This window comes from Enhydrobacter sp. (assembly GCF_030246845.1).
In the GTDB taxonomy this organism is placed as follows: domain Bacteria; phylum Pseudomonadota; class Alphaproteobacteria; order Reyranellales; family Reyranellaceae; genus Reyranella.
This window is the reverse complement of record NZ_CP126889.1, coordinates 5,244,352-5,257,278: the sequence shown is the minus strand read 5'-3', so window position 1 is coordinate 5,257,278 and position 12,927 is coordinate 5,244,352. Positions and strand designations below refer to the sequence as shown.

General features: G+C 68.7%; 11 protein-coding genes and 1 tRNA gene. 11 read left to right on the top strand and 1 reads right to left on the bottom strand.

The features are described from left to right. The first annotated feature begins 12 nt into the window (after nucleotides 1-12). The 7 genes from OJF58_RS26125 to OJF58_RS26095 all read left to right on the top strand — a co-directional run bounded on the left by OJF58_RS26125 (nucleotide 13) and on the right by OJF58_RS26095 (nucleotide 7,975). The gene (locus OJF58_RS26125; RefSeq protein WP_300785404.1) at nucleotides 13-2,037 is read left to right on the top strand and encodes an AsmA family protein; all 2,025 of its coding nucleotides are present in this window, start codon (nucleotides 13-15) and stop codon (nucleotides 2,035-2,037) included. 43 nt (nucleotides 2,038-2,080) lie between these two features. Continuing rightward, entirely contained in the window at nucleotides 2,081-2,800 is a 720-nt protein-coding gene (locus OJF58_RS26120) for an ATP12 family protein (protein ID WP_300780812.1), read from the top strand. Then, nucleotides 2,800-3,672 carry a phosphonopyruvate hydrolase gene (locus tag OJF58_RS26115; RefSeq protein WP_300780811.1) on the top strand — a complete coding sequence of 291 codons (873 nt, stop codon included), beginning with the start codon at nucleotides 2,800-2,802 and terminating at the stop codon, nucleotides 3,670-3,672. The genes OJF58_RS26120 and OJF58_RS26115 overlap by 1 nt, the downstream gene beginning before the upstream one ends. Nucleotides 3,673-3,748: 76 nt before the next feature. Then, nucleotides 3,749-5,281, top strand: coding sequence for an acyl-CoA carboxylase subunit beta (locus tag OJF58_RS26110; RefSeq protein WP_300780810.1), 1,533 nt, complete (start codon nucleotides 3,749-3,751; stop codon nucleotides 5,279-5,281). 10 nt (nucleotides 5,282-5,291) lie between these two features. Continuing rightward, complete coding sequence (locus OJF58_RS26105; protein ID WP_300780809.1) at nucleotides 5,292-5,510, top strand: 2TM domain-containing protein; 219 nt, start codon at nucleotides 5,292-5,294, stop codon at nucleotides 5,508-5,510. 80 nt (nucleotides 5,511-5,590) lie between these two features. Beyond that, nucleotides 5,591-7,543, top strand: coding sequence for an acetyl/propionyl/methylcrotonyl-CoA carboxylase subunit alpha (locus OJF58_RS26100; protein ID WP_300785403.1), 1,953 nt, complete (start codon nucleotides 5,591-5,593; stop codon nucleotides 7,541-7,543). Between the two features lie 150 nt (nucleotides 7,544-7,693). After that, on the top strand, nucleotides 7,694-7,975 hold the full coding sequence (locus tag OJF58_RS26095) for an acylphosphatase (protein ID WP_300780807.1): 282 nt from the start codon (nucleotides 7,694-7,696) through the stop codon (nucleotides 7,973-7,975). Here the strand turns inward: OJF58_RS26095 and lipB are convergent. Beyond that, a complete protein-coding gene (lipB, locus tag OJF58_RS26090; protein WP_300780806.1) occupies nucleotides 7,953-8,639 on the bottom strand; it encodes a lipoyl(octanoyl) transferase LipB in 687 nt (228 codons plus the stop codon). The two genes, OJF58_RS26095 and lipB, sit on opposite strands and share 23 nt — an antisense overlap. Before the next feature lie 99 nt (nucleotides 8,640-8,738). On the opposite strand from lipB, the gene OJF58_RS26085 reads away from it, so the two are divergent. The 4 genes from OJF58_RS26085 to OJF58_RS26070 all read left to right on the top strand — a co-directional run bounded on the left by OJF58_RS26085 (nucleotide 8,739) and on the right by OJF58_RS26070 (nucleotide 12,889). Further along, nucleotides 8,739-8,823: transfer RNA gene (locus OJF58_RS26085), tRNA-Leu, on the top strand. Nucleotides 8,824-8,910: 87 nt separating this feature from the next. Further along, entirely contained in the window at nucleotides 8,911-11,196 is a 2,286-nt protein-coding gene (locus tag OJF58_RS26080; protein WP_300780804.1) for an NADP-dependent malic enzyme, read from the top strand. A 67-nt stretch (nucleotides 11,197-11,263) separates the two neighbouring features. Then, complete coding sequence (locus tag OJF58_RS26075) at nucleotides 11,264-11,707, top strand: hypothetical protein (protein ID WP_300780802.1); 444 nt, start codon at nucleotides 11,264-11,266, stop codon at nucleotides 11,705-11,707. Nucleotides 11,708-11,716: 9 nt separating this feature from the next. Further along, the gene (locus tag OJF58_RS26070; RefSeq protein ID WP_300780800.1) at nucleotides 11,717-12,889 is read left to right on the top strand and encodes an isovaleryl-CoA dehydrogenase; all 1,173 of its coding nucleotides are present in this window, start codon (nucleotides 11,717-11,719) and stop codon (nucleotides 12,887-12,889) included. Nucleotides 12,890-12,927: the final 38 nt, after the last annotated feature.

Sequence of the window (12,927 nt, the reverse complement as noted above, 5' to 3'; positions counted from 1 at the left end):
GGAAAATTGGCTGTGCGTATTCCCTGGCGCCGGATCGCCTGGATCATCGTCATCAGCGTGCCGCTGGCCGCGGTGGGAGCCGTCGTGTGGGGCAGCACGCGCGACCTGTCGCACTACGAGGCGCGGCTGGCCGAGCGCATCCACAAAGTCACTGGCCGCGAGATCAAGACCAAGGTGCCGCTGTCGATCAAAATCGGCCGCGAGCCGGCGCTGGTGGCCGAGGGCGTGACCCTCAGCAACGCGCCGTGGGCATCGCGGCCCGATCTGGCGCAAGTGCGCAAGATCACGATGTATCTCGATCCGTTCTCGCTCTTCCTGGGCGAGGTCAAGGTCTCGCGTGTGGTGCTCGAGGGCGCCGACATCCAGGTCGAGTACAACGAGATCGGCGACAGCAACCTCGAGATGCTGCCGCCGCCCGACGGCTCGGGCCCCAGGCCCTACGAGAACCGGTCGCTGCGCCTGAAGCCGAACCCGGCCTTCCCGTGGATCGAGACCATCGAGGTGCGCGACTCGGTGCTGTCGATCGTCGAGAGCCCCGGGCGCACGCCGCTTGTCCTGAACGTCGCGGACGCGACCTTCAGCGCGCCGTCGTCGGGACAGACACTGCAGATGCGGGCACGCCTCGGTGCGCCGCGCGCCACGTCGTTCGAGCTCTCCGGCACGATCGGCACGTTCGACGGCTGGATGCGCGGCCTGCCGGGCAATATCGATGTGGAAGGCCGGCTGGGCGACGGCCACATCACCGTCAAGGGGACGAGTGGGGCGCAGAAGGGCACGAACCTGGAGATCGCCGGCGAAGGCGCCGACCTCGCCACGCTGGGACCGTATCTTCGCCTGCCGCTGCCGAGCGGCGGCCCTTACTCCTTCACCGCGAAGACCTTCAGGCTGCGCGGCGCCTTCAAGGTCGAGGTCCCCTCGCTCAAGGTCGGCAACAGCGAGCTCGCCGGCGAGGCCCTGTTCCGCGTCTCCCGCAGCGGCACGCCCTACGCGACGGTGGACATCGACGCGAGCAGGATCGACCTCGCGGGCCTGCACGCGCTGCCGGCGAGCGATGCGAAGGCGGACGGGCAGCCGCCACAGGCGCGTCGTTTCTTGCCGACGAATCCCTTCACGGCGCGCTGGCTCGGCCGCTCGCAACTCGCGGTGACGGCACACGCCGCCGAGGTCACGGGCCTTTCCGACAAGGTGCAGAACGCCTCGGTCAGCCTGAACGCCAGCGAGAAGCGCTTCACCTTGCGCGGCGCCGCCGCGACCGGCAACGGCTCGGTCGGCTTCGACCTGGTCCACGATCCGTCCGGCCGCCTCGGCCTCACGACGCTCACCGGCACGGCAAGCCGCGTGTCCTTCGAGGATCTGTCGGCTCTGCTGGGACTCGACCTCGGGCTCAAGGACATGGTGGGCGACATCGATCTGCGTCTGCGCGGCACCGGCCGCACGGCGCACGACGCGCTGAATGCCGCCAGCGGAACGATCGACGTCTCGGCGGGGAAGGGCGCGTGGCCGCGCGAGTCGCTCGCGGGCTGGCCGGCCGACACGCAGCACCTGCTGGGCGCCGGCGAGGGCGGCGTGCCGGTCAACTGCCTGGCCGGCGGCTTCGAGGTCAAGGGCGGCGTCGCCAACCTGCGCCGCCTCGTGGTCGACACGCCGGGCGCCATCGTGATCGGCGGCGGCTATGTGTCGTTCCGCAATGAGGGATGGGAGTTCATCCTCGCGCCGGAAGCGCGCAACGCGCACAGCGCGAAGCTCGCTTCGCCGCTTCGGATCAAGGGCGGTACGGCGCGGCAGACCACCGGCGAGCTCGAGCCCGGCCTCGCCAAGCTCCTGGTCGGCGCCGGTCCGGTGCCGAGCCTCGCCGGCACATTCGCCCAGCTCGCACGACAGCCGAATGCGAATGCCTGCGCGCTGCTGGCGCAGCGGGTGGACGGCATGCGACCCGGACTTCGGGCGCAACTGCCGACGCCGGTGGTCGAGCAGCACGACAAGAAGACCACGCGCAAGCCGCGCCCGGCCGCCGAGCGCGGCCGCCGCCGGCATTGACCGCCCTTGTCGAGGCGCGCTCGCGGCGTATAAGCCGGTCGCGATGAAGCGCTTCTACAGGCAGACCGGCATCGAGCCGGCGGACGGCGGCTGGCGGATCCTGCTCGACGGCCGCCCGATGCGCACTCCCGCCAAGTCGATCCTGCTCGCGCCGACGCGCGCGCTCGCCGAGGCCATCGCGGCGGAATGGAACGAGGTGCCGGACGGGGCCGAGATCAATGTCGCCCATCTGCCGCTCACCCGGCTCGCCGCGACCGGCCTCGACCGCGTGACGACGCAGCGCGCGCGCGTGGTCGAGGAGACGGCGAGGTATGCCGGCTCCGACCTGCTCTGCTATCGCGCCACCGATCCTGCGAGCCTGGTGAAGCGCCAGCACGACACCTGGCAGGCCCTGCTCGACTGGGCGGCCGAGCGCTATGGCGCGCGGCTGGTCGTGGTGTCGGGGACGAGCTTCGTCGACCAGCCGGCCGACTCGGTCACCGCGCTGCGGGGCGCGGTCGCGGCGCACAGCGACATGGCCCTGTCGGCGCTCTACAACCTGACGCACATCGCCGGCTCGCTGGTCATCGCGCTTGCGGTGGCGGAGGGCCGCCTCTCGGCCGGGCAGGCATTCGACGCGGCCGAGCTCGACGAGCTGTACCAGATCGAGCGCTGGGGCGAGGATCCGATCGCCGCCGAGCGTCACAAGGGCATCCGGAAGGACATCGACGCGGCGGCGCGCTTCCTGTCGCTGCTGGAAGAGACGCGATTGGGAGGAGAATGATGGGCGCGGGCACGACATTCCGCCAGGTCCTGGCGAGGAAGGGCCTCGTGGAGGCCATGGCGGCGCACAGCCCGCTCTCGGCGATGCTTGCCGCCGAGGCAGGCTTCGATGCGATCTGGGCCTCCGGCTTCGAGCTCTCGGCGATGTACGGCGTGCCCGACGTCAGCATCGTGTCGATGACCCAGCATCTCGACATGACGCGCGCCATGGTCGAGCGCTCGGGCCTGCCGGTCGTGGCCGACATCGACACGGGCTTCGGCAACGCGATCAACGTGCTCCATGCCGTCGAGCAGTACGAGCGCGCGGGCGCCGCGGCGATCGTGATGGAGGACAAGAGCTTCCCCAAGGTCACGAGCCTGATCGCGGGCGGCCGCCAGGACATGGTCCGCGTCGAGGAGTTCCAGGGCAAGATCGATGCCGCGCGCACGGCGCGGCGCGACAGGGATTTCGTGATCGTGGCCCGCACCGAGGCCCTGATCGCCGGTCTCGGCCAGGAGGAGGCGCTGAAGCGCGCGCGGGCCTACGAGGCCGCGGGCGCCGACATGATCCTGGTCCATTCCAGGCAGAAGACGCCGGACGAGATCGAGGCCTTCGTGCAGGCCTGGGACGGCGCGGTGCCGGTCGCCCTGGTGCCGACGGCCTATCCGCAGATGACCGTGGCGCGGGTGCGCGAGCTGAAGAAGATCGGGTTGCTGATCTGGGGCAACCATGCGATCCGCGCCGCCGTGGGCGCCATGCGCAAGACCTTCGCCCGGATCCGCCAGGACGGCGGCATCCACGGCGTCGAATCGGACATCGCCACCGTCGACGAGGTGTTCGAGTTGCAGGGCATGAGCAAGGTGAAGGAGAACGAGAGGCGGTTCCTGCGGTGAGAACACGGACGCGCGGGATGACAAGGCGCGCGGACTGGCTCTAAAACCAGCCGGGCCATGGAGGGCCAGTTTCTGAATGCAGAAGATGTTGGAGGAGCTCGAGCGGCGTCGGAGCGCGGCGCGGCTGGGCGGCGGGCAGCGCCGCATCGAGGCGCAGCACGGCAAGGGCAAGCTGACGGCGCGCGAGCGCATCGATGTGCTGCTCGATCCCGGCTCGTTCGAGGAATACGACATGTTCGTCGAGCACCGCTCGATCGATTTCGGCATGGAAGGCCAGAGGGTGCCGGGTGATGGCGTGGTCACCGGCCACGGCACGATCAACGGCCGGCTGGTCTATGTCTTCAGCCAGGACTTCACGGTGTTCGGCGGCGCGCTGTCGGGCATGCACGCCGCCAAGATCTGCAAGATCATGGACATGGCCATGAAGGTGGGCGCGCCGGTGCTCGGCCTCAACGATTCGGGCGGCGCGCGCATCCAGGAGGGCGTCGATTCGCTGGCGGGCTATGCCGACGTGTTCCAGCGCAACGTGCTCGCTTCCGGCGTCATCCCGCAGATCTCGATGGTGATGGGCCCGTGCGCCGGCGGGGCGGTCTATTCGCCGGCCATGACCGACTTCATCTTCATGGTGAAGGACAGCTCCTACATGTTCGTCACCGGCCCGGACGTGGTGAAGACCGTGACGCACGAGACGGTCACCCAGGAGGAGCTGGGCGGCGCGCTCACCCACACGCAGAAATCGGGCGTCGCCGACTTCGCGTTCGAGAACGACGTCGAGGCGCTCCTGCAGTTGCGCCGCTTCGTCGACTTCCTGCCGGCCAGCAATCGCGAGAAGGCGCCGGTCCGGCCGACGCACGATCCGGCCAATCGCGACGATTTCTCGCTCGACACCCTGGTGCCGGACAATCCCAACAAGCCCTACGACATCAAGGAGCTGATCCTGAAGGTCGCCGACGAGGGCGACTTCTTCGAGCTCTCGCCGGAATGGGCGGGCAACCTCGTGGTCGGCTTCGGGCGCATGGCGGGCCGCACCGTGGGCTTCGTCGCCAACCAGCCGATGGTGCTGGCGGGCTGCCTCGACATCGATTCCTCGCGCAAGGGCGCGCGCTTCGTGCGCTTCTGCGACGCCTTCAACATCCCGATCGTGACCTTCGTCGACGTGCCGGGCTTCCTGCCCGGCACGGCGCAGGAATTCGGCGGCATCATCAAGCACGGCGCCAAGCTGCTCTATGCCTATGCCGAAGCGACGGTGCCGAAGGTGACGGTGATCACCCGCAAGGCCTATGGCGGCGCCTACGACGTCATGGCCTCCAAGCATCTGCGCGGCGACCTGAACTATGCCTGGCCGGGCGCCGAGATCGCGGTGATGGGCGCCAAGGGCGCGGTGGAGATCATCTTCCGCTCCGACATCGGCGACGCCGACAAGATCGCGGCGCGCACCGAGGAATATCGCGAGAAGTTCGCCAATCCGTTCGTCGCCGCCAACCGCGGCTTCATCGACGACGTGATCATGCCGCACGGCACGCGGCGGCGGATCTGCCGCGCGCTCGCCACGCTGGCGAACAAGCAGCTCGAGAATCCGTGGCGCAAGCACGGGAACCCGCCGCTGTGAGGAGGCCGCTGTGAGCCTGCCGCCGGAAGAGCGCATGCGCCGGAACCGCTCGGTGCGCCTGCACGTGATCGTTGCCCTGTTCGCGCTCCTGGTGCTGATCGCCGTCAATGCGATCTTCACCAGCCGCTATCCGTGGTGGCTGTGGGTGCTGATCGTCTGGATGCCTCTGATCGCCGCGCATACCGCCTGGGCCATGGGCCTGTTCGACCGGAACAAGGAAGGAAAGTGAGCATGGCTGCCAAGAGCAAGGCCGCGAAGAAGACGACGCCGAACGACGACGCGGCCACGGCCACATCCTCACCGGGCAGGCTGTTCGACAAGATCCTGATCGCCAACCGCGGCGAGATCGCCTGCCGCGTCATCCGTACCTGCCGGCATCTCGGCATCAAGACCGTCGCCGTCTACTCCGAGGCCGATGCCGACGCGCTGCATGTGCGCGAGGCCGACGAGAAGGTCTTCATCGGCCCGCCGCCCGCGACCCAGTCCTATCTCCTGATCGACAGGATCGTCGAGGCCTGCAGGCAGACGGGCGCGCAGGCCGTGCATCCGGGCTACGGCTTCTTGTCGGAGAAGGAGGCGTTCCAGAAGGCGCTCGCCGCGGCGGGCATCACCTTCATCGGCCCGGATGCGCATGCGATCTACGCCATGGGCGACAAGATCGAGTCCAAGAAGCTCGCCCAGGCCGCGGGCGTCAGCACCGTGCCCGGTCATCTCGCCGCCATCCCCAACGCCGGCGAGGCGGTCAAGATCGCGCGGCAGATCGGCTATCCGGTGATGATCAAGGCATCGGCGGGCGGCGGCGGCAAGGGCATGCGCATCGCCTACAACGACAACGAGGCCAAGGAGGGCTTCGTCTCGGCGACCAACGAGGCCAAATCCTCGTTCGCCGACGATCGCGTGTTCATCGAGAAGTATGTCGAGGAACCGCGCCATATCGAGATCCAGCTCATCGCCGACGGCCACGGCAACTGCCTCTATCTCTGGGAGCGCGAGTGCTCGATCCAGCGTCGCCACCAGAAGGTGATCGAGGAGGCGCCGAGCCCGTTCCTCGACGCCAGGACGCGCAAGGCCATGGGCGAGCAGGCCGTGGCGCTGGCGAAAGCGGTGAAATACAAGAGCGCCGGCACCGTCGAGTTCATCGTCGACAAGGACCGCAACTTCTATTTCCTCGAGATGAACACCCGCCTGCAGGTCGAGCATCCGGTGACCGAGCTGATCACCGGCCTCGATCTCGTGGAGCTCATGATCCGCGTCGCCGCCGGCGAGAAGCTGCCGCTGCAGCAGAAGGACGTGAAGCTCGACGGCTGGGCGATGGAGGCGCGGCTCTATGCCGAGGACCCGTTCCGCAATTTCCTGCCCTCGACCGGCCGCCTGGTGAAGTATCGCGAGCCCGAGCCCGGCGCCGACGTGCGCGTCGATACCGGCGTCTACGAGGGCGGCGAGATCTCGATGTTCTACGACCCGATGATCGCCAAGCTCTGCTCCTACGGCAGGACGCGCGACCAGGCGATCGAGCGCATGCGCCGCGCGCTGGACGAGTTCTATGTCCGCGGCGTGTCGCACAACGTGCCGTTCCTGGCGGCGCTGATGGCCCATCCGCGCTTCGTCGCGGGCAGGCTCACCACCAACTTCATCGCCGAGGAATTCAAGGGCGGCTTCTCGGCCGCGCACCTGCCGCCGCGCGATCCCGCGATCCTGGCGGCCGTCGCCGCCGTGGCGGATCGCGTCCAGGGCCATCGCGCCGGTGCGGTCCACGACGCGCGTGTCGTCATGCTGAACCGCGCGCCGATCGAGGTGGCGATCGCGGGCAGCGGGCGCCAGTTCACGGTCGAGACCGGCGGGCGCCGTCTCGAGATCGAGACCGGCTGGTCGCCCGGCGAGCCCCTGTTGCGGGCGACGATCGACCGCCAGCCCGTCGTCGTGCAGGTCGACACCGCGGGCTCGGGCTGGCGGCTGATCCATGCCGGCGGCCAGGCCGAGGCGCTGGTGCTGACGCCGCGCCAGGCCGAACTCTATGCGCTGATGCCGGTGAAGGCCGCGCCCGACACCTCGAAATTTCTGCTCTCGCCCATGCCCGGCCTGCTGGCGTCGGTCGCGGTCAGCGAGGGGCAGGAGGTCAAGGCGGGCGAGGCGCTGGCCGTCGTCGAGGCGATGAAGATGGAGAACGTGCTGCGCGCCGTGCAGGACGGCACGGTGAAGGTCCTGCACGCCAAGCCCGGCGACAACCTGAAGGTCGACCAGAAGATCCTCGAATTCGCATGAGGTTTGCGATGCCTCTGCTGACAAAAAGCAAGCCATGGGCTTTAGCCATTGCCGTGTCATCCCGAGCGCAGCGAGGGATCCTTTGCAGCGCTGATCAAAGATCCCTCGCTGCGCTCGGGATGACACCGGCTTGCTGAGCAAGGGCTGACGATGGCGCTGCAGGCGCGGCTCACCATCACAGGCCGGGTGCAGGGCGTGGGCTACCGCGACTGGGTCGTCGATACCGGCCGAAGCCTCGGGCTCGCGGGCTGGGTGCGCAATCGTGGCGACGGCGCGGTCGAGGCTCTGATCGTAGGCGAGGATGCCGCCGTCGGCGCCATGATCGATGCCTGCCGGCAGGGTCCGCCGCTCGCGCGCGTGGACGAGATCGAGGTCGAGCCGGTCGATCTCGACATCCTGCCGGATGGCTTCAGGCGGCTGCCGACGGCCTGACCGTCGAGGGCGAGGCGAAAACCTCGTCGAACGTCGCGGCCAGCGCCGCATCGAGGGCGGCCATGGTGACCGGCAGGCCGAGATCGACCAGCGACGTGACGCCATGGCCGGCGATGCCGCAGGGCACGATGCCGGCATAGTGCGAAAGGTCCGGCTCGACATTGATCGACAGGCCGTGGAACGACACCCAGTGGCGAATGCGGATGCCGATGGCCGCGATCTTGTCCTCGCGCGGACTGCCGTCGGGCAGGGCCGGCTTGTCGGGCCGCATGACCCAGACGCCCACCCGGCCGGCGCGGCGCTCGGCCGTGACGCCGAAGCGGGCGAGGGTGCGGATGATCCATTCCTCGAGGTCGGACACGAACCGCCGCACATCCTGCCGGCGGGCCCGGAGATCCAGCATCGTGTAGACCACGCGCTGGCCGGGGCCGTGATAGGTGTACTGCCCGCCGCGGCCGGCGACGTGCACTGGAAAGCGGGCCGGCTCGATCAGGTCGGCGGCCCTGGCGCTGGTGCCCGCGGTATAGAGGGGCGGATGCTCGAGCAGCCATAAAAGTTCGCGCGCGCGGCCGGCGCGGATGTCGGCGACACGGGCTTCCATCTCGGCCACCGCCTCCCCATATGGCACGGGGCGGTCGGATATGCGCCATTCGGGCGGGATCATGTCGGCAGAATCGGCGCTCGGGCAGCCCGGCGCAAGCCCGCCAGCGCTGCCTTGCCACTGCGAGGGCTATTTGGTATCCCCCCGGCCCATCGATCCGGCGCGGCCATGGCGGAATTGGTAGACGCGCTAGCTTGAGGTGCTAGTGCCGAAAGGCGTGGAAGTTCGAGTCTTCTTGGCCGCACCAAACTCGCCGGTTCGATCGAAAAGGTAGCTGTCGAGCCGCCGCCATTCTGGCGGCCCTTTTTGTTTGTTGCGCGAGGGCAGGACGAGGTTGACGGACGAACTCACCGACAGCGCGCTCCGCTACCACCGCGTTCCCCGGCCGGGCAAGATCGAGGTCGTCCCGACCAAGCCGCTGGCCACGCAGCGCGACCTGTCACTGGCCTATTCGCCGGGGGTGGCGGCCGCCTGCAACGAGATCGTGCGCGATCCGTCGACCGCGGCCGAACTCACCGCCCGCAGCAATCTGGTCGCGGTCGTCACCAACGGCACCGCCGTGCTGGGGCTGGGCGCCATCGGCCCGCTCGCCGCCAAGCCGGTCATGGAAGGCAAGGGGGTGCTGTTCAAGAAGTTCGCCGGCATCGATGTGTTCGACATCGAGCTGGCCGAGCTCGACCAGGAGAAGCTGGTCGACATCGTGGCGGCGCTCGAGCCCACCTTCGGCGGCATCAACCTCGAGGACATCAAGGCGCCGGAATGCTTCTACGTCGAGCAGAAGCTGCGCGAGCGCATGGCCATCCCGGTGTTCCACGACGACCAGCACGGCACCGCGATCATCGTCGGCGCCGCCGTTCTGAACGGCCTGTCGCTGGTCGGCAAGGACATCGCCAGGGTGAAGCTCGTCGCCTCGGGTGCCGGGGCGGCGGCGCTGTCCTGCCTCGGCCTGCTCGAGAAGCTCGGCCTGCCGCGCGAGAACATCTGGGTGACCGACATTGCGGGCGTCGTCTGGAAGGGCCGCAACGAGCTGATGGATCCCTGGAAGGAGCGCTACGCCCGCGACACGGAGGCGCGCACGCTCGGCGAGGTGATCGGCGGCGCGGACATCTTCCTCGGCCTCTCCGCTGCCAACGTGCTGAAGGGCGAGATGGTGGCGCGCATGGCGTCCGCGCCGCTGATCCTGGCGCTCGCCAACCCCAACCCCGAGATCAGCCCCGAGGCGGTGGCCGCGGTGCGCGACGACGCCATCATGGCGACCGGGCGCAGCGACTATCCGAACCAGGTCAACAACGTCCTCTGCTTTCCCTACATCTTCCGCGGCGCGCTCGATGTCGGCGCTACGATCGTCAACGACGAGATGAAGATCGCCTGCGTGCGGGCGCTTGCGGAGCTCGCGCGCAAGGAGCCGTCGGAAGTCGTGGCGCGCGCCTTCGGCGATGCCGGTGGCGGCGGCTTCGGGCCCAACCAGATCATCCCGAAGCCGTTCGATCCGCGGCTGATCGTCGAGCTCGCGCCCGCCGTCGCGAAGGCGGCGATGGAGTCGGGCGTGGCGACGCGGCCGATCGCCGACTTCAACGCCTATCGCCAGCAGCTCAGCCAGTTCGTCTTCAAGTCGGGCCTCGCCATGCGCCCGGTCTTCGAGCAGGCGAGGAGCGCGCCCAAGCGGGTGATCTTCAGCGCCGGCGAGGATGATCGCGTCCTGCGCGCGGCCCAGATCATGCTCGACGAGCGGATCGCCGTGCCGATCCTGATCGGCCGTCCCGAGGTCATCCATCGCCGCGCCCAGCGGCTCGGGCTGCGCTTCACGCCGGGCACCGACGTGGAGCTCATCGATCCCGCCAGCGACCCGCGCTACAACCGTTACTGGGGCGCCTATCACGGCCTGATGGAGCGCCGCGGCGTCACCGAGCCCACGGCGCGCAACCTGGTGCGCTCGAGCCCGACCCTGATCGCGGCGCTCGCCGTACGGCTGGGCGACGCCGACGCCATGATCGCCGGCGCCTACGGCCGCTTCCGCACGCACTTCAACCATGTGCGACAGGTGATCGGCACACGCGAGGGCGTGCGGCACATGGCGGGCCTCAGCCTGCTGGTGATGCCGACACGCTCGCTGTTCATCGCCGACACCTACGTGAACGACGATCCCAACGCCGAGACGCTGGCCGACATCACGCTGCTCGCGGCCGACGAGGTGCTGCGCTTCGGCGTGCAGCCCAAGGTGGCGCTGCTCTCCCATTCGCTGTTCGGCAGCTCCGATCATCCCTCGGCGCGCAAGATGGCCGAGGCGGTGCGCATCCTGCACCAGCGCGCGCCTTCGCTCGAGGTCGACGGCGAGATGCACGGCGACGCCGCGCTCGATCCCGAGATCCGCCAGAATGTCTTCCCCAACTCGCGCCTGAGGCATGCGGCGAACCTCGTCATCTGCCCGACGCTCGATTCGGCGAACATCGCCTTCAACCTGCTCAAGACCGCCGCCGACGGGCTGCATATCGGCCCCATGCTGCTGGGCACCGCGCGGCCGGCGCATGTGCTGACGCCCTCGGTGACGGCGCGCGGCATCCTCAACATGACCGCGCTCTCCGTCGTCGAGGCCCAGCGCATCGCCGAGGCCGAGGACTGAACCTGCGGCGCAAGCTTCGCTTCCGGCAGACGGCGCGCTATCGTGACCGGCAGGAGGAAGGGAAATCATGCGCGCCATCGCCGGAATCGCCGGGCTGCTTCTGACGCTCCTCGCCGCCTCGGGCGCCCTGGCGCAGAACAAGGTGCCGAGCGAGCGCGCGCTCGAGGCGCTGGTGAAATCCACGCTGCTCACCTGGAACGACGCCAACGTGACCGGCAACTACGCCGTCTTCCATGCCAAGCTTTCCAAGCCGTTCCGCGACCAGTTCCCGCCCGACCGGCTGAAGCAGATCTTCAGGAAATTCGCCGATCAGGACATCGACATCGACGTCGTCGCGGCGCTGAAGCCGGTCTACGAGCCGGCGCCGGCCATCGACAAGGACGGCAAGCTGCTGGTGAACGGCTACTTCCCGACCGAGCCGATGCGCGTGATCTTCGCCCTCGAGTTCATTCCGTCCGACGGCGAATGGAAGCTGATCGGCCTCAACGTCAAGACCGACAAACCGTCCTAGGAAACAGACATGATCCCCAATGCCATGCCGCCGTTCGATTTCGGGCTGGGCGAGACCGCCGACGCCCTGCGCGACCAGATCCAGCGCTTCGCCGCGGAGGAGGTGGCGCCGATCGCGGCCGAGATCGACAGGACCGACCGCTTCCCGCGCGAACTCTGGCCGAAGATGGGCGCGCTCGGCCTGCACGGCATCACGGTCGAGGAGGAATACGGCGGGGCGGGGCTCGGCTATCTCGAGCACGTGGTGGCGGTCGAGGAGGTGAGCCGCGCTTCGGCGGCGGTGGGGCTGAGCTACGGCGCGCACTCCAACCTCTGCGTCAACCAGATCCGCCGCAACGGCAGCGACGAGCAGAAGAAGCGCTTCCTGCCCAGGCTGATCTCGGGCGAGCATGTCGGCAGCCTCGCCATGAGCGAGTCCGGGGCGGGCTCCGACGTGGTGTCGATGAAGCTGCGGGCCGACCGGAAGGGCGACCGCTATGTGCTGAACGGCACCAAGATGTGGATCACCAACAGCCCCGACGCGCAGGTGATCGTGGTCTATGCCAAGACCGATCCCGCGGCCGGGCCGCGCGGCATCACGGCCTTCATCGTCGAGACCGACCGCAAGGGCTTCAAGGTGGCGCAGAAGCTCGACAAGATGGGCATGCGGGGCTCCTCCACCGGCGAGCTGGTGTTCGAGGATTGCGAGATCCCCGAGGAGAACGTGCTGGGCGCCGTCGGCAAGGGCGTGAACGTGCTGATGAGCGGGCTCGACTACGAGCGCGCCGTCCTGGCCGCCGGGCCGCTCGGCATCATGCAGTCGGCGCTGGACATCGCGGTGCCGTATGTCCACGAGCGCAAGCAGTTCGGCCAGCCGATCGGCGAGTTCCAGCTCGTGCAGGGCAAGCTCGCCGACATGTACACGACCATGAACGCCTGCAAGGCCTACGTCTATGCCGTGGCCAAGGCGTGCGATCGCGGCCAGACGACGCGCAAGGATTCCGCCGGCGCGATCCTCTACGCCGCCGAGAAGGCGACCCAGGTGGCGCTCGACGCGATCCAGCTCCTGGGCGGCAACGGCTACATCAACGACTATCCGACGGGCCGCCTGCTGCGCGACGCCAAGCTCTACGAGATCGGCGCCGGCACCAGCGAGATCCGCCGCATGCTGATCGGCCGCGAGCTGTTCGCGGAGACGGCCTGATCGCGGAGGGTGACGCCGCGAGACATGACGCGCTAACC

Bases quoted from the DNA above. Each gene is read 5' to 3' on its own strand.
- OJF58_RS26120 (WP_300780812.1), top strand. From the start codon at position 2,081: ATGAAGCGCTTCTACAGGCAGACCGGCATCGAGCCGGCGGACGGCGGC.
- OJF58_RS26115 (WP_300780811.1), top strand. From the start codon at position 2,800: ATGGGCGCGGGCACGACATTCCGCCAGGTCCTGGCGAGGAAGGGCCTC.
- OJF58_RS26110 (WP_300780810.1), top strand. From the start codon at position 3,749: ATGCAGAAGATGTTGGAGGAGCTCGAGCGGCGTCGGAGCGCGGCGCGG.
- OJF58_RS26095 (WP_300780807.1), top strand. From the start codon at position 7,694: ATGGCGCTGCAGGCGCGGCTCACCATCACAGGCCGGGTGCAGGGCGTG.
- lipB (WP_300780806.1), bottom strand. From the start codon at position 8,639: ATGATCCCGCCCGAATGGCGCATATCCGACCGCCCCGTGCCATATGGG.
- OJF58_RS26075 (WP_300780802.1), top strand. From the start codon at position 11,264: ATGCGCGCCATCGCCGGAATCGCCGGGCTGCTTCTGACGCTCCTCGCC.
- OJF58_RS26070 (WP_300780800.1), top strand. From the start codon at position 11,717: ATGATCCCCAATGCCATGCCGCCGTTCGATTTCGGGCTGGGCGAGACC.